Source organism: Candidatus Sodalis pierantonius str. SOPE, assembly GCF_000517405.1.
Taxonomy (GTDB): Bacteria; Pseudomonadota; Gammaproteobacteria; order Enterobacterales; family Enterobacteriaceae; genus Sodalis_C; species Sodalis_C pierantonii.
The window spans coordinates 884,706-903,768 of sequence record NZ_CP006568.1; the positions used below are offsets into that span (position 1 = coordinate 884,706).

General features: G+C 57.5%; 16 protein-coding genes and 3 pseudogenes. 6 read left to right on the plus strand and 13 right to left on the minus strand.

The annotated features are described in order from the left end of the window. Window positions 1-92: 92 nt before the first annotated feature. The 3 genes from rpmB (at window position 93) to mutM (ending at window position 1,426) form a co-directional block, all read left to right on the plus strand. Complete coding sequence (rpmB, locus tag SOPEG_RS04610; protein WP_025244468.1) at window positions 93-335, plus strand: 50S ribosomal protein L28; 243 nt, start codon at window positions 93-95, stop codon at window positions 333-335. 11 nt (window positions 336-346) lie between these two features. Continuing rightward, complete coding sequence (gene rpmG, locus SOPEG_RS04615) at window positions 347-514, plus strand: 50S ribosomal protein L33 (RefSeq protein WP_011412018.1); 168 nt, start codon at window positions 347-349, stop codon at window positions 512-514. 102 nt (window positions 515-616) lie between these two features. Beyond that, window positions 617-1,426 (plus strand): bifunctional DNA-formamidopyrimidine glycosylase/DNA-(apurinic or apyrimidinic site) lyase, encoded by an 810-nt coding sequence (gene mutM / locus SOPEG_RS04620; protein ID WP_025244469.1) that lies wholly within the window; start codon window positions 617-619, stop codon window positions 1,424-1,426. A gap of 51 nt (window positions 1,427-1,477) precedes the next feature. Here the strand turns inward: mutM and coaD are convergent, their stop codons facing one another. From coaD to rfaQ, 5 genes and pseudogenes are all read right to left on the minus strand, one after another. Continuing rightward, window positions 1,478-1,960, minus strand: a complete 483-nt coding sequence (coaD, locus tag SOPEG_RS04625) for a pantetheine-phosphate adenylyltransferase (protein WP_025244470.1) — start codon at window positions 1,958-1,960, stop codon at window positions 1,478-1,480. After that, entirely contained in the window at window positions 1,957-2,736 is a 780-nt protein-coding gene (locus SOPEG_RS04630; RefSeq protein ID WP_025244471.1) for a glycosyltransferase family 2 protein, read from the minus strand. Before SOPEG_RS04630 ends, coaD begins: the two co-directional genes overlap by 4 nt. Then, window positions 2,693-4,012: a lipid IV(A) 3-deoxy-D-manno-octulosonic acid transferase gene (gene waaA / locus SOPEG_RS04635; RefSeq protein ID WP_417903434.1), complete on the minus strand. Its 1,320-nt coding sequence runs from the start codon at window positions 4,010-4,012 to the stop codon at window positions 2,693-2,695. Before waaA ends, SOPEG_RS04630 begins: the two co-directional genes overlap by 44 nt. 187 nt (window positions 4,013-4,199) lie before the next feature. Then, window positions 4,200-5,327 (minus strand): glycosyltransferase family 4 protein, encoded by a 1,128-nt coding sequence (locus SOPEG_RS04640; RefSeq protein WP_025244473.1) that lies wholly within the window; start codon window positions 5,325-5,327, stop codon window positions 4,200-4,202. A gap of 112 nt (window positions 5,328-5,439) precedes the next feature. Beyond that, window positions 5,440-6,493, minus strand: a pseudogene (gene rfaQ / locus SOPEG_RS04645) (putative lipopolysaccharide heptosyltransferase III). A gap of 425 nt (window positions 6,494-6,918) precedes the next feature. On the opposite strand from rfaQ, the gene istA reads away from it, so the two are divergent. Both istA and istB read left to right on the plus strand, forming a co-directional pair. Beyond that, window positions 6,919-8,457 carry an IS21 family transposase gene (gene istA / locus SOPEG_RS04650; RefSeq protein WP_081742931.1) on the plus strand — a complete coding sequence of 513 codons (1,539 nt, stop codon included), beginning with the start codon at window positions 6,919-6,921 and terminating at the stop codon, window positions 8,455-8,457. 11 nt (window positions 8,458-8,468) lie between these two features. Then, the gene (istB, locus tag SOPEG_RS04660; RefSeq protein WP_025244475.1) at window positions 8,469-9,218 is read left to right on the plus strand and encodes an IS21-like element ISSoEn3 family helper ATPase IstB; all 750 of its coding nucleotides are present in this window, start codon (window positions 8,469-8,471) and stop codon (window positions 9,216-9,218) included. A 441-nt stretch (window positions 9,219-9,659) separates the two neighbouring features. Here the strand turns inward: istB and SOPEG_RS04665 are convergent, their stop codons facing one another. Together SOPEG_RS04665 and SOPEG_RS04670 are read right to left on the minus strand one after the other, a co-directional pair. Then, the gene (locus tag SOPEG_RS04665) at window positions 9,660-10,634 is read right to left on the minus strand and encodes a glycosyltransferase (protein ID WP_038469605.1); all 975 of its coding nucleotides are present in this window, start codon (window positions 10,632-10,634) and stop codon (window positions 9,660-9,662) included. Window positions 10,635-10,686: 52 nt separating this feature from the next. Beyond that, the gene (locus tag SOPEG_RS04670; protein WP_025244477.1) at window positions 10,687-11,790 is read right to left on the minus strand and encodes a glycosyltransferase; all 1,104 of its coding nucleotides are present in this window, start codon (window positions 11,788-11,790) and stop codon (window positions 10,687-10,689) included. A 211-nt stretch (window positions 11,791-12,001) separates the two neighbouring features. On the opposite strand from SOPEG_RS04670, the pseudogene SOPEG_RS04675 reads away from it, so the two are divergent. Beyond that, window positions 12,002-12,807: pseudogene (locus SOPEG_RS04675) on the plus strand (polysaccharide deacetylase family protein). On the opposite strand, the gene SOPEG_RS04680 reads toward SOPEG_RS04675, so the two are convergent. From SOPEG_RS04680 to rfaD, 6 genes and pseudogenes are all read right to left on the minus strand, one after another. Beyond that, window positions 12,771-13,973, minus strand: coding sequence for an O-antigen ligase family protein (locus tag SOPEG_RS04680; RefSeq protein ID WP_025244478.1), 1,203 nt, complete (start codon window positions 13,971-13,973; stop codon window positions 12,771-12,773). The pseudogene SOPEG_RS04675 and the gene SOPEG_RS04680 sit on opposite strands and share 37 nt — an antisense overlap. Beyond that, window positions 13,954-14,862: a sugar glycosyltransferase gene (locus SOPEG_RS04685; protein WP_025244479.1), complete on the minus strand. Its 909-nt coding sequence runs from the start codon at window positions 14,860-14,862 to the stop codon at window positions 13,954-13,956. The genes SOPEG_RS04680 and SOPEG_RS04685 overlap by 20 nt, the downstream gene beginning before the upstream one ends. Before the next feature lie 54 nt (window positions 14,863-14,916). Continuing rightward, window positions 14,917-16,035, minus strand: a pseudogene (locus tag SOPEG_RS30770) (glycosyltransferase family 9 protein). A 6-nt stretch (window positions 16,036-16,041) separates the two neighbouring features. Continuing rightward, on the minus strand, window positions 16,042-17,016 hold the full coding sequence (gene rfaC, locus SOPEG_RS04695; RefSeq protein ID WP_025244480.1) for a lipopolysaccharide heptosyltransferase RfaC: 975 nt from the start codon (window positions 17,014-17,016) through the stop codon (window positions 16,042-16,044). Between the two features lie 11 nt (window positions 17,017-17,027). Continuing rightward, window positions 17,028-18,065 carry an ADP-heptose--LPS heptosyltransferase RfaF gene (rfaF, locus tag SOPEG_RS04700; protein ID WP_038468248.1) on the minus strand — a complete coding sequence of 346 codons (1,038 nt, stop codon included), beginning with the start codon at window positions 18,063-18,065 and terminating at the stop codon, window positions 17,028-17,030. A gap of 31 nt (window positions 18,066-18,096) precedes the next feature. Then, on the minus strand, window positions 18,097-19,017 hold the full coding sequence (rfaD, locus tag SOPEG_RS04705; RefSeq protein ID WP_025244481.1) for an ADP-glyceromanno-heptose 6-epimerase: 921 nt from the start codon (window positions 19,015-19,017) through the stop codon (window positions 18,097-18,099). Window positions 19,018-19,063 lie beyond the last annotated feature (46 nt).

Here is a 19,063-nt window from a genome sequence, read left to right on the forward strand (position 1 = left end):
TCAGTGAATATGCTGAGATGGGCTCTAAAGCCTGACGAGGCGGCTACCACCTTTCTTAGAGCTCGAGCTGATTTGATTTTTGGAGGATAGACATGTCCCGAGTCTGCCAAGTTACTGGCAAGCGCCCGGTGAGCGGCAACAACCGCTCCCACGCAATGAATGCGACCAAACGCCGTTTTCTGCCTAACCTGCACTCTCACCGTTTTTGGGTTGAGAGCGAAAAACGCTTTGTCACGCTGCGCGTATCTGCTAAAGGTATGCGTGTAATCGATAAGAAGGGCATCGAAACGGTTTTGGCCGATCTCCGTGTCCGCGGTGAGAAGTATGTAAGGTAAGGAACTAAATCATGGCTAAGGGTGTTCGCGAGAAGATCAAGCTGGTTTCTTCTGCTGGTACTGGTCACTTCTATACTACCACGAAGAACAAGCGTACCAAACCTGAAAAGATGGAATTGAAAAAATTCGATCCGGTTGTACGCCAGCATGTGATTTACAAAGAAGCCAAAATCAAATAATTTTGGCGACTGGCTAAAAACCCGGCTCCGGCCGGGTTTTTTTATGGGCCGTCGGACGTGCTATTCTCGACCGGCGGACATCTCGCTGACAGGGAGCATCAGATGCCGGAATTACCGGAAGTGGAAACCAGCCGCCGAGGGATTGAACCTTGGGTCGCGGGGCAGACGATTTTGCGGGCGGAGGTGCGTAATGCGCGGCTGCGCTGGCCGGTGGACGAAGAAATTATCGCGCTGCGGGACAGGCGGGTGCTGAGCGTACAGCGCCGGGCGAAATATCTGCTGTTGGAGCTGGATCAGGGCTGGATCATTATCCATCTCGGTATGTCGGGACGTTTGCGGGTGCTACCGCAGCCGCAGCCGCCTGAAAAGCACGATCATGTCGATCTGGTCATCAGCAACGGCTGTGTCATCCGCTATACCGATCCGCGGCGTTTTGGCGCCTGGTTATGGAGCGATAATCTGCTCACCAGCCGCGTGCTGGCTCACTTGGGGCCTGAACCTCTCAGCGATGAGTTTGACGGCCGCTGGCTGTACGAGAAGTCGCGCAATAAACGCACGCCAATCAAGCCGTGGCTGATGGATAATAAGCTGGTGGTTGGCGTCGGCAATATTTACGCCAGCGAATCGCTGTTCGTCGCCGGCATTTTGCCCTGCCGCGCCGCCAATTCCTTAAGCGAAGAAGACGCTGCGCTGCTGGCGCAGAGCATCAAGGCGGTATTGCTGCGCTCGATTGAGCAGGGCGGCACCACGCTGCGAGATTTCCTGCAGTCAGACGGCAAGCCGGGCTATTTCGTGCAAGAGCTGCAGGTTTACGGCCGGGCGGGCGAACCCTGCCGAGCGTGCGGAACGCCGATACAGGCCGCCAAGCACGGCCAGCGAAGCACGTTTTTCTGCCCCCAATGTCAGCACTGAAAGGTGCGATACCGCGCCCCCCTTTAGTGGCGCGGCGTTGCGCGCCGCCCGTTAGGGGTGCAGCCGTGCCCGGACCTCTTTGGCGATAGGCGCGGGCAGAAAGTGATCTACATCGCCGCCGTGCAGCGCCACCTCTTTCACCAGCGTGGAGGAGATATAAGACCAGGCTTCGGCGGGTATCATAAACACGGTCTCGAGCGTCGGCATTAAATGACGATTCATTTTTGCCAGTTGCATCTCATATTCGACATCCGTCATCGCACGTACGCCGCGGATGAGGATATTTGCCTGCTGCTGGCGAGCAAAATCGGCCATCAAATCGCTAAAGCCGGTTACCGTCACATTGGGCAGGTGGGCCGTCACCTGGGTTGCCAGCGCCACCCGTTCATGCAAATCAAACAGCGGCCGTTTACTGGGGCTGGCGGCGATCGCCAGCACGACTCCATCAAACATCTGCGCGGTGCGGGTCACTAAATCCAGATGGCCATTGGTCAGCGGATCGAAGGTGCCGGGATAGATGGCTTTGGTGGTCATAGGTCATTTTCCCTCTCGGCGTGGTTTAAGGCCCACAGCGTGGCGTATTTATTGAAAGTATATTGTGCGTTCACCACCGCAAGCAACCAGCCCTGTCTGCCGTCCAGAAAACCGGCGCGCAGCAGCCAGGTTTTAAGGAAAGCACCATAGGTGTGGCTAATAATGGCCAACATGCCGCATCGCCGCCCCTGGCGATGGCGTTCCCGCGCCCAGGCTTCGGCGTACAGCAGCTGTTTACGCTGAAAAGCCGGCAAATCGTGACACGTTAGATGCTGTAAATCACCCGCCAGGGCAACGATGCCGGCGCCGCTCGTCTCAAGGGATTCATGAACCGGTAGCGCGTTGTAGCGATAACGCTCGCGTGCATACAGCCGCACCACCCGGTCAGGGTACCAGCCGCTGTGGCGCATAAAGCGGCCAAGAAACAGATTGCGCCGCGCGCAGCTGTAGACCACCTCCGGGTCGGGCTGTCGCAGCACCTCCTGAATCGCCCGGCGCAGCGGCGGCGTGACGCGCTCGTCGGCGTCAAGCATCAGGATATAATCGCCGCTAGCATAGGCCTGTGCCCGCTGGCGCTGTATACCGAAGCCCGGCCAGTCTGTGGACTGGAAAACGCGTGCGCTCGCCTGCGCGGCGATATGGCGCGTTTGGTCGCTGCTGCCGGCATCCAGCACCACGATTTCATCGGCCCAGCTTACCGACGCCAGACAATCCGGCAGGAGCTCAGCCTCGTTACGGGTAATGAGCACCACCGACAGACGCTTTCTTTGCGACATTCACTGACTCCGTTGCGGCAGATGGCAGATAAGGCTCAAGCAGATTCAGCAGGCGCTGCAGCGCGCCCTGGTTCTGGTGCAGAACCTCGACGGCGTGACGGCCGTAATACAGGCGATAGTCCTCATCGGTCAACAACGTGGAGACCGCGTTGACCAGCGACGGCACGTCGGTGACGGTAATCAACCCGCCGGCTTCATCCAGTTTGCTGCAAATATCGCGGAAATTCAAAGTATGCGGCCCCATTAGCACCGGAATGGCGTGCGCCGCCGCTTCCAGGGGATTATGGCCGCCTCGCGCCACCAGGCTGCCGCCAACGAACGCCAGGTCGGCGATGCCGTACAGTAGCATCAGCTCGCCCATGGAATCGCCCACCACCACCTGCGTACTGGCGGACGGAATTTCACCGCTGCTGCGCATGATGTAACTGAAGCCGGCCTTCATGGTCATCTCCCGCGCCGCCGGAAAACGCTCCGGGTGGCGCGGGACCAAGATAAGCAACAGATCGGGAAAGTTGGCCAGCAGCTGGCGATGCGCCTGCAATAATAGCGTTTCTTCACCTTCATGGGTGCTGGTGGCTATCCATACCGGGCGCCGCGACGCCCACTGGCGGCGCAGAGTAAGCGCCCGCGCCGCCAGCTCGGGGGTCACGGAAATATCGAATTTCAGGCTGCCGGTGACCGCCAGCTGGTTCTTTTTCAGGCCAAGCTCGAGGAAGCGTGCGCCATCCTCTTCGTTTTGCGCCGCGATGAGGGTAATGCGGCGCATGATCTCGGCGACAAAGCCGCTAAACCTTTTATAACCGGCGGCGGAGCGGGCCGAGAGGCGCGCGTTGGCGACCACCAGCGGGATACTGCGGCGGTGCAGCGCCTTGATAAGGTTTGGCCACAGCTCGGTTTCCATAATGATGACCAGCTTGGGATTGACTCGATCGAGGAAACGGTTCATCGACCCGGGCAGATCATAGGGCAGGTAGACATGATGGACATCATTGCCGAACGCCGACTGTACCCGTTCGGAGCCGGTGGGCGTCATCGTGGTGACGGTAATAGGCAGCAACGGGTAGCGGTGGCGCAGGGCGCGCACCAGCGGTATGGCCGCCAGTGTCTCGCCTACCGACACGGAATGCAGCATGATACCGCCGGGTTTCACCTTGCCCAGGCAAAAGCCGTAACGTTCGGGCCAGCGGCGGCGGTAGGCGGGCGCTTTTCTACTGCGCCATAATAACCGTATCCACATCAGCGGCTGGATTAAATATATGATTATGTTGTAGATCATTATAATTAATTATTGTAAGGCACAGCGACCCATGTGCTGAGTGAGTTTTTAACCAGATAATGTGAATTTCCCCAAAATCGGGAACATGCTAGCAGATAAGTCATTATCCCTCATTAGCGGGCAGGCATTTATCTGATTAGTGCTGATTGCCGGCGTGGCGCGCGAGCCACCCTAGACCGACGCACGGCTATGATAACAGTTGCCGATAAAGACCCATAAGCTGACGTGAAAGATTTGCCGGCGTGCAAGTGCTTACCCGCTGGCGCGCGGCGGCGCCCATGGTGGGATCTCGCTCACGGGACGGCATCTCGGCGGCGAACGTCTTCAGGCTGGCGATATCCAGCGCATCGCAGACAAAGCCCTCGCGGCCCTGCTCAATAAATTCCGCGCCCCCGCAGCGTTGGCTGGTGATGACCGGCAGGCCGCAGGACATGGCCTCAAGGATCACGTTGGGGAACGGGTCGTACAGCGTCGGCAGGATGAGCGCGTCCGCGGCGTGGTAACAGGGCAGCACATCTTGGCGGACCCCTGTGAAACGCACGCGCGACAGGCAGCCCAAGCTTTGCGCCAGGGCCTGATAGCGCCGCTGGTGTTTGTCTTGTCCGACGACAATCAGGTAGCGATCGGTGTCGGCTACCGCGCTAAGGGCCTGTCGTAGCCCTTTGCGCGCAAAACCGGAGCCGACGAAAATCAGCGCGCAGGCCTGTTCAGGAATCGATAGCGCTTCCCGGGCCGCCCGGCGTTGCGCGCCGTCGGCGGGAGCGAACCGATTTGGATCGATGGCGTTGTAAATTAGAGCGAACTTATCCTCCGCTACGCCGTAATAGTGCATGATATCGTCCCGAACCATCGCCGAATTGCAGATGATTTTCTTTAGCTGCGGGGATTGAAACATGTCGCGTTCCGCCGACAGCACATAGCGGTGATAACGGCTGATTTGCGTCAGCCAGCGCTGATGGGCGGGAATGATGCGCGCGCGCTGCGCCAGCCACGCCCGGTGGACGCCATCGCCGGCGCGGAACACATCACAGCCGGCGATGCGCTCATGGCTTTGCACCAGATCGAAATGGTGCTGTTGCCAGTACCGCCGGGCGGCATCGGCGAAACCGCGCTCGCGTGCGATGCGGCCGCCACCGCGCGGGTTACAGATATGCACATGCCAGTCGGGCTGCGGTTCGCCTGACCACTGGCGCGTAATGATGTTCAGCTCCAGTCCGCTGTTATCAAGCGCTTCCAAGGCGCGGGAGATAAAGCGTTCCGCGCCGCCGTCGGGACGGTATTTTTGCCGTACTATCGCCAGGCGGATAGTTGTCATGTCGGAGTTTCCCTTGCCGCCGCGATCCACGGGCGGCCGTTTGCGATGGCGCAAATGCCCTTGCCGGCACCGCGCGGTAGGCTGATGGCGCGTTTCCGCCGGCGTCGCGCGTTTACGGCGCAAGATCTCTTACCGTCAGCGGGTCGGGTGCTGATAAATAGCTTCTCGCTGCCGCCAGCACCGGCTCAAGTGGTATCGCGCTGAGGTAGCGCTGTCGGGTTTGGGTATCAATCGTATCCGGATCCGGCAGTTCGGCATAATCGCCGGCCCACAGCACGGTACTCTTTTCGCTCCAGGGACGCCAGCGCTGCAGTTTAGTTGGGCCGAACAGCGCCACGCAGGGGGTGTCCAGCGCCGCCGCCATATGCATAGGCGCAGAATCGACGCCGATAAACAGGCGTGCACCCTCTATGACCGCCGCCAGCTGAGGCAGCGAGAGCTGCCCGGCCAGGGAGGCGGGTTTCACTGCGCGGCAAAGCGAAATGATATGATCAACCATCTCCAATTCTTTTTTGTCAGGCGCAACGGTCAGCACCACCGGCAACCTGCTGGTTGCCAATCCTTCAATCAGCTGCGCCATTTTGGCGTCGTCCCAGCATTTATACAACCAGCGCGCGGTCGGCTGGATAACGATATAGTCGCCCGACACCTCTTGTTCGCGCAATAACGTTTCGCCCCGGACTTTATCCGCCGCCGTAGAGTACATGCTGCAACTGCGGTCGGTAATGGCAAGGTTAAGCGGTTCCAGAATACTGAGATTTTGTTCCACGGTGCAGTTGCGCGTGATTGGTGGTAGCCACTAGACGGTTGTGCGCCAGGCGCCAGAGAAAAGAACGCCGCTTGGTGTAGTTAAAACCGATGCGCCACCTCGCGCCGTTGAACAGCGTGATAATCGCGCTGCGCCATTGATCGGCAAGATTGATGACAAGATCATAATGGCGCGCGCGTAGGGTTTGCGCTAACGCGAATTCCTGTTCCAACTGACGCAGCGGGCCCTGTTTTTTCCACTGACGATCGATGACGTGGATCTGGGCTATCGCCGGATAATGCTGGCGCAGATTATTAATCACCGGCGTGGTCAAAATCATATCGCCATGGTGTCGTAATTTAATCAGTAAGATCTTGCGGGGCAGGAGGAGGGGCGTATCGTCGTGACGCGTGGGCATGGTAGCGCGGACCTGTATCAAACAGTGGATTACTGAGCAGGACCGGCCAGGAAATGAGAATCGCCAAGGGTGAACACCTGCTTTATCCGGTAAATTCCGGTAATGAATACCATTATTATATAATTATAAGTATCTAAAATGGTATCGACAACCTCTATTCATCAAGCAAACGTTAGTCAGAGAAGCGGGGTAAACGCGGCAAACTGGGCGATGGACGCCCCAGTCCGCGCTCAGGGCGGGGATTACGGGGGGGGGGGTGCTGGTTCCGGTCACATCCGATCACTGATTCCGATTTCACCCGATCACTAATTCTGATTTCATCCGATCACTGATTCCGGTCGCCCGATCAGCGATTCCGATTCTGTCCGATCGCTCATCTTCTGTTCCGCCATACTCTGGAGACTTTTAGCCTCCGGGGGCATGGCATGGCACGTAAAAAAAAGAAAGCGAGAACGGAAATGTGCATCTATATTAATGTCTTACGTATGAAATTCGAGCAGCGTCGCTCGAATCGCACTATCGCAGCAGCGCTCGGCATAGGCTGTACTACCGTGCACGATATCCTCGGCCGATTCACGGTAGCTAACCTGGTCTGGCCATTGCCGGCGGAACTGTCCCCCGTCGACCTCGACCGCCTGCTCTATCCCGGCAAATCCGGAAAAGTTATCAATACCTTACCCAGCTGGCTTGATATCGATACCGAGTTAAGCCGCAAGGACATGACCAAGCAGCTGCTCTGGATGGAATATCAGTCCGCCGTGGGCGGTGATGCCCTCGGTTACTCACAGTTTTGTGCACTGTTCCGTGACTGGAAAAAGAAGCAGCGGCGTTCTATGCGCATGGAGCACAAGGCTGGCGAAAAGCTCTTCATAGACTTCTGTGGCCCCACCGTACCTATCGTCAACCCTGCGACCAGTAGCGTACGCCAGGTCGCTATCTTCGTCGCTGCCATGGGCGTGTCAGGCTATGCGTATATCGAAGCCTGCGAAGGCCAGGACATGGCATCGTGGCTCAACGCCAATAGCCGCTGTCTGCACTTCATGGGTGGGGTTCCGGAGCTGATGATACCTGATAATCTGCGCAGCGCTGTCAGCACCCCTGACCGCTATGAGCCGGTCATAAACCAGAGCTACCAGGCGCTGGCAAATCACTATGAGACAGTGGTGCTACCGGCGCGCCCGAGAAAACCGAAAGACAAGGCGAAGGCAGAATCAACTGTGCAGCTGGTAGAACGCTGGGTTTTGGCCCGGTTGCGTAAACGTAGGTTCTACTCGCTGGCCGAACTCAACCAGGTGATACGAGAACTCAATCATGAGTTGAATCTGCGCCCGATGCGTCATTACGGCGGACAAAGTCGCCTTGAACGCTTCGAGCAGCTGGACAAACCGGCTCTTGGGCCTCTACCGCCCACACAATGGGAATACAGTGAGTATCTCGTTGCCCGAGTGGGACCTGATTACCACATAGACTACGGCAAAAACTGGTACTCGGTGCCGCATCCGCTGGTTGGCGAGCGCGTTGACGTCATCGCCACCCAACGGCTGGTGCAAATCCACCATAAGGGCGTCTGCGTAGCTACGCACCCTCGCAGCGATAACGCCTATAGGCACACGACTCAGGCGGCGAATCATAAGGAGCAGAGTCAGTGGACGCCGGAAAGGCTGTGCAGTTGGGCGCTGTCGGTGGGTGTGTGCACACTGAAAGTGGTCGAGTCCATCCAAAAGAGCAAAGCCCATCCGGAGCAGGCTTACCGCTCCGTGCTGGGGCTACTCAATCTGCAACGGCGCTATGAGACGACGCGACTGAAGAAGGCCTGCGCGCTGGCGTTGGAGAAAGGGTGCATTAACCGCTCTTTCATAGCCAACGTATTGAAACACGGTCGTGAAAGTGAGGTCACCCAGGACGGAGCCGGCGTATCAATGCTGGTTCACGAAAACCTCCTAGGTCCGGACAGTTATCACTAAGGAGAATAAATATGGATACACTGTTAATGGCTCTGCGAGAGCTGAAGTTGTCGGCAATGGTCCAGGCGTTGGAGACGCAACGCGAACTCCCGGGGAGTTATGGGGAGCTGGGGTTCGAGGAGCGGTTGTCGCTGATGGTAGATGCGGAAAATTTGCATAGAAAAAACAACCACATATGCCGTCTTCGACGGCAATTGCAAATGCGCTTGCAGGCAAAACCGGAAGATATCCGCTATATCCCTAGCCGAGGAGTGACACCGGAACAGATGCGAGATCTGCTAGGGGGACAATATCTGAAATATCAGAAAAGCATACTCATCACGGGGCCGACAGGTACGGGCAAAACCTGGCTCAGTTGTGCGCTTAGTGAGCAGGCATGCCGGCAGCAATATAGCGTGCGTTACTGGCGAGTGGGTCGGTTGCTGGCCCATCTTCACCAGTGTCAGGTAGACGGGACCTATCTAAAACAGCTTAAGCAGTTAGAAAAAATAGAGTTACTGATCTTGGACGATGTGGGCCTAGAATCAATAAGTCCGATGCAGGCAACGATGCTGTTGGAGGTGATGGAAGATCGCTACGACAAAAACAGCAGCATCCTGATCAGTCAACTGCCGGTGAAAAAATGGTATGGACTGATAGAAAACCCCACGACAGCTGACGCGTTACTCGATCGGTCAGTACACCCCAGCTATAGACTGGAACTTAAAGGCGAATCACTACGCAAAGAGCAAGGAGTAGCCAGCACAGGAAAAATAGACTAAACCCGTGTCAGAAGATGAGCGAACACGTGATCGAATATCACTGGAATGGGTGATCGGAAAATATCGGAATAACTGATCGGATGTCGCCGGAACAGCTGATCGGATACGTCGGAATCTGCAGGGGGGGGGGCGCGCTTCGCAATATCTCATTAATCATTGCGAGCGGTATCGACAGGCTGTGGTATGGGGGGGCGAAGCGCCATCGTGGTTAAACGGCAGCCAAAGGGTGCCAGCAGGGCAGTCGCCGGATGTGGCGGGGTCAAATGGCAAAGGCTAAGCTTTCACCGCCGTAGGATAGGGACCCTGGGGCAGATGATGCAGAAAAGACCCTGCCGCCGGAGGTGAGGCGTCGCGCTAACGGAGGAACAAAAAAACCGGCGGCGTATTGCGCCGGGCATTCAGCTATCGCTATACTGCCGGAGGGCGGTAATGGCGCACGGGTTATCGCCGGCGCCAGGCGTAGAGACGGCACAGCCACAGCAGCAGCTGGTACCACTGGCGGATGCAGCGTGCATTCCGGATCATGCGTTTATGGGTGCCGCTGCTGAAAATATCGCTAATGATCATCCGCCGCGCCGCATGGCAAACGGACAGCGCTTCATGGGTCACCTGCCGCGCAAACTCAGGGTAAAGATGGATTTTGCCGCGATAGCGCTGGTTGATGCCTTCGAGTAACTCGGTGATGCGCAAATAATGCCGCTGATATTCGACGTTTTTAACGCCGGTTCGTTTGCGATTGCTGATGGACCTCTCGTGGATATAATAGCGATACAGCACGTCCTGGGTGTAGCGCACGCGGCGGGCGTTGAACATCAGCTCGGTGGTCCAAGGTATATTCTGATGATGCAGCCCCGGCTCAAAGCGCAAATCCAACTGCTTTATCAACGACAGGCGATAGATGCCCAGCCAGACCACGTGCAGGTAACGCCGGGTGGCCAGCGCTCGGCGCAGCCATTGGCTACAGCTCAGTACGCCGGTCGAGCTCAGGCGATCAAGGGGAATAAGCGTCTTAATCCGCTGCGAGCCGGCGAAAAAACGCTCGCCGTTGCATTGCGCCACATCCAGGTCATCCTGCTCCGCCATCGTTAACAGCCGCTGATATAGGGTGAGATAGAGCATATCGTCGGCGTCGGGAAAAGTGACATAGACGTTGCGCGCCGTCACCAGACCGGCGTTGCGTGCGCGCGATACCCCACCGTTGGGCTGGTCAATTACCCGGACATGGGCATAGCGCTCGGCGTATTCATGCGCCAGCACTTCCGAACCATCCGTCGAACCGTCGTTGACCAAGATGATTTCCAGGTCAGTAAGCGTTTGCGCCAACAGGGAAGACATAAATGTGTGAAACATGGCGCCGGCGTTATACAGAGAAACGATAACGCTAAGCTTAATCGTTGCGGATTCCGGTTGTGTCATTGTCGTCATGGGTCTTTTATCGGATGAAAAGCGCCTGGCGCTGCCGCCGGCGTCAGGACGCACCTTGCGCCAAGGCGATATATTGCCGGCAAATCGTCGCTATCTCGTAGGCTTGCAGACGGGAAGAGGAAATCGCCGGCGGCCGGTCATAAACCGCGCGCATGGTTTTCGCCAGCGAAACGCTGCTCAACTCCGCCAGCCCCGCGGAAAGCTCGCCGTCCAGAATTTCCTCCGGACCGCCGGGACAGCGGGTGCTGACCACCGGCGTGTCACAGATAAGCGCTTCCACCAGCACATTACCAAACCCTTCGCTATCGGAGCTTAAGATCAGCATACGGGCGTGGCGGATATAGGGATAAGGATTGGTATTGAACGCTTTGAACAGCACCCGATCGGTAATTTGCAGATCTTGCGCCAAGGACTTAAGCCGCCTCAGCATAGCGTCGCTGCTTTTGCCCAGAATAACCAGCGGCGCCTGAATGCCGCTTTCGGCGTAGGCTTTTAGCAACCGATCCTGACGTTTATTTTCATGCAAACGGCCAACGTGAATGAGGTAATCCTGACCGGCCAGTTCACAAGGCGCCTCGGCCAGCTGACGGATAGCGCTGAAATCGAAGGGGTTATAAATCACCTCGGCATGGCGCGGCATAACGTTGAAGGCCTGGCGCATATCATCCAGGACGCCGCGCGAGACGGCGATAATATTGCGGTTTTGGTAGAGCGCATGAATTTTCTGGCGTTTCAGCCAGCGGGAGAAGCCCGTGCGATGGCCCAAATAGCCCAACGAGAACATGGTATGCAGGCAAAACCAGATGCGATCCCGCGGTAACACGCGGCTGAGCGCCACGATGCGGTCGGTTTTGTGCAGATGGGAGACCACCAGATCGAACTCGCCGTTGCGCTGTTGCGATGCCAGCACCGCCTTATCCAGCGCCCACGCCCGGCGCGATAGCTCCGTCAGTTTGCGCCAGGGGGTGCTGGCGTGGTCAGCGATAATCTGATACTCAATGCCGTCCGGTAGCGCGTAGTCGCACACTCCCCGCAGAGAAAATATCGACACCCGATGGCCCTGGGACGCTAACCCCTGCGCGAGCGTTAGCAGCACTTTCTCTGCGCCCCCGCCGGGTAAACCATCAATGATCATCAATATACGCATGCTGATTTCCGCTGTATGCCGCTGTACACGGTCTGTTTTCTCGGTGATCCTACCCTAAGGCGAGATGAAAATCTCCTTAAGTTTCATCGAGTCTATGAAGGTATCCATCACATTGGCGCACCTGTTGGGTAGATTATCGCGAACAATCCAGTTTGCGCTGTTAACGGCGGCTGCGTAACATGGATTTCTCTGATTTCAGACTGGACTCGGTATGGCTACCCCTGCTTTTATTATTACTATAGACACAGAAGGCGACAATCTCTGGCAAAACCATGGGCATATTACTACCGAAAACGCCCGTTTTCTGCCGCGTTTCCAGGCATTATGCGAAAAGTATCGCTTCAAGCCGGTGTATCTCACCAATTATGAAATGGCGATGGACGACGCCTTTGTGGACTTCGCCCGCGACGCCATAGCGCGCGGCAACGCGGAAATCGGCATGCATCTGCACGCCTGGAATAGCCCGCCTGCCCACGATCTCACCGGCAATGACGGGCGTCATAAGCCTTACCTGATTGAATATCCCGAGGCGGTGATGCGGGAGAAAATTCTGTTTATGACGCAGCTGTTGGAAGAGACTTTCCAGACAAAGATGTTAAGCCATCGCGCCGGCCGCTGGGCGTTTGACGAGCGCTACGCCGCGATGCTGCTTGAGCTGGGCTATCAGGTGGACTGCTCCGTCACTCCGCGGGTGGACTGGAGTCGCTCCCCCGGCGCGCCGTCAGGGGCGGGCGGCAGCAATTACCGTCATTTTCCCGATCGCGCCTATTTTATCGATCCCGAGGATATTTCACGTTCTGGCGCCTCATGGCCGCCGGAAGTGATTATGTGGAGTTTATGCTACATTCGTCCGAGTTTATGCCGGGCGGTAGCCCGACGTTCAAGGACAAGGCCGCCATAGAGCGGCTATATCACGATTTGGAGGTGCTGTTCGACGGGTTGCAAAACCGGGTAATCGGTATGACTCTGGCGCAGTATTATCAGCACCGCCTGGGGCAATCGGCAACCTCGGTCTGAGGGGCGGGCGACGGCAGCGTCAGCACCACCGCCAGCGGGAACCAGAACATGTACCAGGCGACGTTGGGATTGCCGATGATAAACATGCCCTGGGTAAGGTAAAACCCGACGGCGAACAGGAATAGCGCCCCCTCCAGCCCCTGATGACGATCGCACTGCTGTTTGGCCATGATGAAGCCGTAGCTTATGACCAGCGCCAGCAGCAATGCGCCGGTTGCGCCGCCTTTCAGCAGCGCGGCCAGATACAGGCTATGGGTAGTGGTGATGCTATCGCCCAACAGGTTGATAAACGGCAGCTGTTCATCCAGTCCCCAGCCGAAAAAGGGTTTTTGCGCCGCCAGCTCCAACGTGTGGCGCCAAATGCCGAAACGGATGAAACTTTGCAGGTAGCCGTTCGCCATGCGCTGCAAAAAGATATCGCCAAAGCGGGTCATAAACAGCAGGGCTGCCACCCCTACCCCTATCAGCGCCACCACCACGAGATGGCGCCGACACACTGACGATCGTAAGGTCAACAGAACGGCCAGCGCGCAGAGCAACGACAGCAAAGGGCCGCGGCTTTGGGTAAGCAAGAGGGCCAGCAACAGCATGGCGACCGGCAAATAGAGCCAGCGCGCGCCCGTGTCGCGCATAATGATAAGGCACATAAAGATGCCCAACGCGAAATAGCCCGCCAGATCGATAACGTTAGCCGGCGCGCCGAAAAAACCGTCCGTCAGGCGATTGCTTAGGATAGTCTGGGTATTGACGGTCAAAAACGTCAGCGCTACCAGCACCATCATCCCGGCGGCCACGGCCCATAGCGCGATCGACCGATGGCCCTGAAGGACCATAGATCGGTACATAATCATAAACAGCAGCAGATAGAGAGCGTGGGTGAGGTCGGAAACCAGGTCGTTTGGCTGGGCGGACCATAGCGTGGTAAGGCAAAAGTAGCCCAGCATCAAAGCGGTCAGCGACAGCCCAGTATTGAATCGGCGGTCGTTGAAGAGTCGACGTCGCAGGACGTGATTGCCCGCCAGCATCCCCAACAGGCACAGAGCGGACAGGTGAAAGAGATTATTGACTCGCGTATAACCGCAAAAAATAGCGCTGGAGAAAAGAAATAGCGGAAACAACACCTCGAAGCCCTTCTCCGCATAAACGCTAATCCTGAAAAGCATCATCAAAACTGACCTTCTCGAAAGTCTCGCTGCTTAACGCGCTGTTCAATGATAAGTTTTTCACCTCTACCCCGTGGTGGTGCAGCACCTCGCTGGCCAGAGTAAAGGCGGGAACAATGATCGATGCAAATTTCTCCGCCAGGAACGACGGCAGCTTATCATGATCGGTTTCATAAAAGCGTGGCTGGTGGAAGTTGGTCATGTCCAGCCCGGCGATGTACAAACGCGTGAACCCCAGATAAAGCAAGATTTGCAGCGCCCAGAACACCACCGTGCCTGCATCGAATATGCCGCTGCGAATATCGGTGGTAAAGGCGATATCAGGATGGTCCGGACTGAACCGAATGTGGGGTTCCTGGCCGAAGTGACGGCCTACACCCTCGCCGGGTACCCGGGGTTGATAGATGCGATAACAGGCGTCTTCAATCAGCGCCAGTCGGCAGCGCACCGCCGCCAGCGTGAACCGATCGATAATCCGCGCGATACCGTGCAAGGTCGTGAATAAGGTCAGCATCGGATCGGCAATGATGGCCCGCACAACGTCGGTGCGGCGGTCGATAAAGCTCATATCGACGATGATATACAATTGAAAATCCAACCGATCCTTAAGCGCGTAAGCGCCGTTTACGCCCACGACGGTCATCGGCGGCAGCCCGGCGAAATCCATCTCGTTGATCGAGGGGCCGGTGGCGGTGATAAGCGCATCGCTGCTGAAACGGTGATGCCAGTCGGTCAGCGGCACCAGCGGCACCGGCTGCCCCTTATAGCGCAGTTGGGTGATGTCGCCTGTCGTCGAGGCGCGGGTGATGCGGCAAAAGGGCCAGAGGTTTTCGTTGTGCCGGTAAGCGCGCGGTCGGGTATAGCGGTATATCTGCTTAAAAAATGTGCTCATTTCTCGATTCTTACGCCATAGCGTTCAGGTTAGCGCAGACAGCAAAGGGACCATTCAAGAGGCAGGCGCATCCGACCGCTTAGCGGTCAGCCGCTGTCTGGCGGGCAGGCTCCCCACAAAATTGACAATATTCACCCGACCCTCCGCGGTTAGCGCGTAAATTTCCGTCGCCGGGTGAGCGAAATGATACAGCGCGGCGAAGACAAAAGATGAGGGAGCAATAGCGTCGGGGCGAATTATCAGAGCATTGTTTAGCGGCCGTTGTTCTTCAGCCTCGCAGGGACCTGCAAAGCAGATCACCGGTACACGTAACGCATCGGCAATATAAATATTGCCGGAATCGGTAGCGATCTAGCAGTCCATGCGGTGAATGGTATCCGGGACCTCCTCCAGGGGCAGCAAACCTATCAGGCTGACGATATCCGCCTCGGCGCCGGCGTCGCGAATAAGCGCATCAAGATAGCCCTGTTCATTGGCGGGACCGAAAACATAATAACGGCACGGCAGGCTGGCCAGCAGCGTAAAAATTTCTCCTCACACCGACGGCGGCAGCGTCTTGGCTTTATTCCCGGCGGAGATGCTGATGCCGATATTAAGGGTATCAGAGGGAACGGCCAGCTCCGGGCGTGGCGTTGAGGGTTTCCACAGCGGTGAGGTGGCGTGTTTAGGCTGGCTGCGCCAGCTAAGGGAGCGGTCCGCCAGCCGCAGATAGTTTTGCAGGGTCAGCGTATCGCGCCGATGCTCGACCACGCCGCTGGCGGTGAGATAAAATAACCTGTGGTACCAGCGCCGCGTGTAGGTGCTGAGAAACTGTTTGTTAGGCGCGTTGCACAGGGCGGCATAAAACAAATTACCATTGTTGGGATGCAGCAGGTAGACGTGGCTATAGCGGTTTATTAGCCGTAAGCCCAGGCGGATCTTGCTAAACAGATTTTGCTTGTAGTCTTCGATATACAGGCACTTCGCCAGCGTGTCGTCATGTTCCGCTAGCGGCTGGACCGTGCAGCTGAGCAGCGCGTCCGACCGCTTCAGATGGCGCAGCAGCGGGGTAATGTTGACGTAATCGCCGATTTTCGCCGTCTGGATAACCAGATTTTTGCCCGTAGGCCGCTGAATCAGCTTTAGCAGCAGCTTCACCGGCAGTAGCAGCAGAAAGATGAACAGATAATTCATGATGAGCTATCCCTGTTCCTTTGGCGGCAGCATCGGTTGCAACGTCCGCCAGACGTGCTCCGCCGTCAGACTCTCCATATTGCCGTCGTCCGCGCGCCGCGCCTGCTGGTGGCGCCCGTAACCGCCGATAAGTCCGGGATCGGTAGGGCCGTACAGCGTCAGGTTCGGCCGGTCGAGGGCCGCGGCCAAATGACCGAGGCCGGTATCCACCGACACAATCGCCCTCGCGCCCGCCAGCTGCGCCGCCACCTCCGCCAGCGACAATGGCGGGAGCACTTTCGCGGCGCTAAATCCCTCGGCCAGACGCCGGGCGCGTAGCTGCTCCTGCTCCGTCCCCCAGGGCAACTTGATGCGATAACCGGCGTCAGCGGCAAGCTGGATAAGCGTGCGCCAGTGGGCTTCAGGCCAGTGTTTGCCGGCACGGGTGGTGGCGTGCAGAAAGACCAGGTAGGCTTCGCCGCCGGTCGCAGGGGTAAAGTGGCCGGCAATGGCGTAATCGCCGGCTGTTGTGGGAAGCGGGTAATCCAGACTGGCGGCGAACAGCTGGCGGATGCGCTCTATGGCGTGCTGTTGCTTGCTCACGTCGTGCCGCTGGTGGTAAAACCAGCTGGCGAAGGGTTCGCGCGCGCTTTTGCAGTCAAGGCCGTGTTTTTCGCCGCGCGCCACGCGGGTGACGAGTGCGGCGCTTTTCATCAGGCCCTGCGCGTCGATAACCGCGTCGTAACGCTCTTGCTGCAACTGCCGTTTAAAGTCGCAGCGCTCCTGCCGCGTGGCCGTGCCGAACCAGTTTTTACGCCAGCGGCGAATCGCCACCGAAATGACCCGCCGCACCGCCGGATGCCAGGTGGGGATCTGGGCGAAATTTTCTTCCACCACCCAGTCGAAACGGATCTCCGGCAAGGCGTGCGCCGCATCGGTCAGCGCAGGCAGCGTATGCAATACATCACCCATCGAGGACGTTTTGACGATCAGAACCTGCATTAATTCTCCTCTCAGGGGGGCAATAATGTTTTCAGTTCGCTCAGCACCTGGGCAGGTTGGATAGCGATCAGGCTCTGATGATAGCCTTGTTCGTCGTCACCTTTTCGTATTTTATGGTAACCGCTGATTAAGCGAATCACCCGGGCCTGGTGGGAAAGCGGCGGGGTGAAATCCGGACTGCTGGGACCGTACAGTGCCACCAGAGGACGGTCCAGCGCGCTGGCCACATGCATCAGGCCGGAATCGTTGCTGACGATCCCCTGGCAGGCGGCGATAAGCGCTACCGCCTGCTCCAGCGAAGTTTTGCCGGCCAGGTTGTGGCAGTGGCCGCGACACTCCGCGGGCAGCGCGGCGCCTATCGCCTCTCCAGCCGCCTGGTCCTTGGCGGAGCCGAACAGCGCTATCTGATAGCCGCGGCGTATGAGCGCCTCGGCCAGCGCGGCATAATGATAATGCGGCCAACGTTTGGCGGGGCCAAATTCCGCGCCGGGGCAAAAGCCGATAAACGGGCGCGCGCCGTCGGGCACAAAAGTGCTCAGGGCCAGATCGATGTCCGTCGCGCTGACCGTCAGGCGCGGCCAGGGCAGCGGCGTGGGTAAATCGGCTGCACTGCGCATCTCCTGGCGATCGAAGGCCAGGGCGGCGTAGCGCTGCACCATCAGCGGAAAGGCCTGCTTATCCAGCGTGCGGATGTCGTTAAGCAGACCATAACGCATCTCGCCGCGCCAGCCAGTGCGTTGCGGGATGCCGGCGAAAAACGGCACCAGCGCTGATTTGAACGAATTAGGCAAGACCAGCGCCTGCTGATAGCCGCTTTCCCGCAGCGCCCGCCCCAGCCGGCGGCGCTCCCCCAGCGCCAGGGCGCCGTGGCCGAGCGGCATCGCCAGCGCCTGGTTGACCTCCGGCATGCGGTTAAGCAAAGGGCGGCACCAGGCCGGGGCCATCACATCGATCTGCACGTCGGGATGGCGCTGCGCCAACAGGCGATACAGGCTCTGGGACATCATCATATCGCCGACCCAGGATGGTCCGATCACCAGTATTTTCATGCCGTCGCTCTCTTTCGTGCCCTGAAGGATATCAACGGTTATGGTTCAACCAGCGTAAATATTCCGCGACCCCTTCGGCGACGGTTTTAAACGGTTGCTGATAGCCGGCGGCGCGTAGCTGGGTGAGATCCGCCTGGGTGTAGGCCTGATAGCGCCCTTTCAGTTTTTCAGGGAACGGAATGTATTCTAATTGGCCTTTTTTATGATAATCCAGCACGGCGTCCGCGACGGCCTGGAAAGATTCTGCTCGGCCGGTGCCGCAATTAAAAATCCCCGAGACGCTGTTTTGCCAGAACCAAAGATTTACCGCCACCACGTCGCCCACATAGACGAAATCGCGTTTGAAACCTTCGCTGCCGGCAAACAGTTTTGGATTTTCACCGGCGTTGATTTGGTTATTCAAATGGAAGGCCACGCTCGCCATGCCGCCTTTATGCCCTTCGCGCGGGCCATACACATTGAAATAACGGAAGCCGCAAATTTGCGACTCGGCCTGCGGCAACAGCGCACGCACATACTGATCGAAGAGAAATTTGGAATAGCCGTAAACATTCAACGGCTGTTCGTACTGCCGATCCTCAATGAAGTTTTCCGTCCGACCGCCGTAAGTTGCCGCGGAAGAGGCGTACAGGAAGGGAATGGTGCGTTCCATGCAATAGTGCAACAGTTCTTTAGAGTACTGATAATTGTTATCCATCATGTACTTGCCGTCCCACTCGGTGGTGGAAGAACAGGCGCCTTCATGAAATACCGCATCAATATCGCCGGCGACGATACTGGCGATGAAATCCTCTTTATCCATATAATCAGTGATATTGAGGTCGACCAGATTGGCATATTTGGTGCCGTCTTTCAGGTTATCCACCACCAAAATATCGTTGTAGCCGATCTGATTTAACGCCTTGACGATATTACTGCCGATAAAACCGGCCCCACCAGTGACAACTATCATGGGTTACCCTTGCGTGACTGTCGGAGCCGGCACAACGTCAGCTCCT

Coding starts and splice junctions, on each gene's coding strand:
- SOPEG_RS04680 (WP_025244478.1), bottom strand. CDS start 13,973: ATGATGCTTTTCAGGATTAGCGTTTATGCGGAGAAGGGCTTCGAGGTG.
- waaA (WP_417903434.1), bottom strand. CDS start 4,012: ATGATCTACAACATAATCATATATTTAATCCAGCCGCTGATGTGGATA.
- istB (WP_025244475.1), top strand. CDS start 8,469: ATGGATACACTGTTAATGGCTCTGCGAGAGCTGAAGTTGTCGGCAATG.
- SOPEG_RS04640 (WP_025244473.1), bottom strand. CDS start 5,327: ATGACAACTATCCGCCTGGCGATAGTACGGCAAAAATACCGTCCCGAC.
- SOPEG_RS04630 (WP_025244471.1), bottom strand. CDS start 2,736: ATGTCGCAAAGAAAGCGTCTGTCGGTGGTGCTCATTACCCGTAACGAG.
- rpmB (WP_025244468.1), top strand. CDS start 93: ATGTCCCGAGTCTGCCAAGTTACTGGCAAGCGCCCGGTGAGCGGCAAC.
- rfaF (WP_038468248.1), bottom strand. CDS start 18,065: ATGAAAATACTGGTGATCGGACCATCCTGGGTCGGCGATATGATGATG.
- coaD (WP_025244470.1), bottom strand. CDS start 1,960: ATGACCACCAAAGCCATCTATCCCGGCACCTTCGATCCGCTGACCAAT.
- rpmG (WP_011412018.1), top strand. CDS start 347: ATGGCTAAGGGTGTTCGCGAGAAGATCAAGCTGGTTTCTTCTGCTGGT.
- SOPEG_RS04665 (WP_038469605.1), bottom strand. CDS start 10,634: ATGACACAACCGGAATCCGCAACGATTAAGCTTAGCGTTATCGTTTCT.
- rfaC (WP_025244480.1), bottom strand. CDS start 17,016: ATGCAGGTTCTGATCGTCAAAACGTCCTCGATGGGTGATGTATTGCAT.
- mutM (WP_025244469.1), top strand. CDS start 617: ATGCCGGAATTACCGGAAGTGGAAACCAGCCGCCGAGGGATTGAACCT.
- SOPEG_RS04670 (WP_025244477.1), bottom strand. CDS start 11,790: ATGCGTATATTGATGATCATTGATGGTTTACCCGGCGGGGGCGCAGAG.
- rfaD (WP_025244481.1), bottom strand. CDS start 19,017: ATGATAGTTGTCACTGGTGGGGCCGGTTTTATCGGCAGTAATATCGTC.
- SOPEG_RS04685 (WP_025244479.1), bottom strand. CDS start 14,862: ATGAGCACATTTTTTAAGCAGATATACCGCTATACCCGACCGCGCGCT.
- istA (WP_081742931.1), top strand. CDS start 6,919: ATGGCACGTAAAAAAAAGAAAGCGAGAACGGAAATGTGCATCTATATT.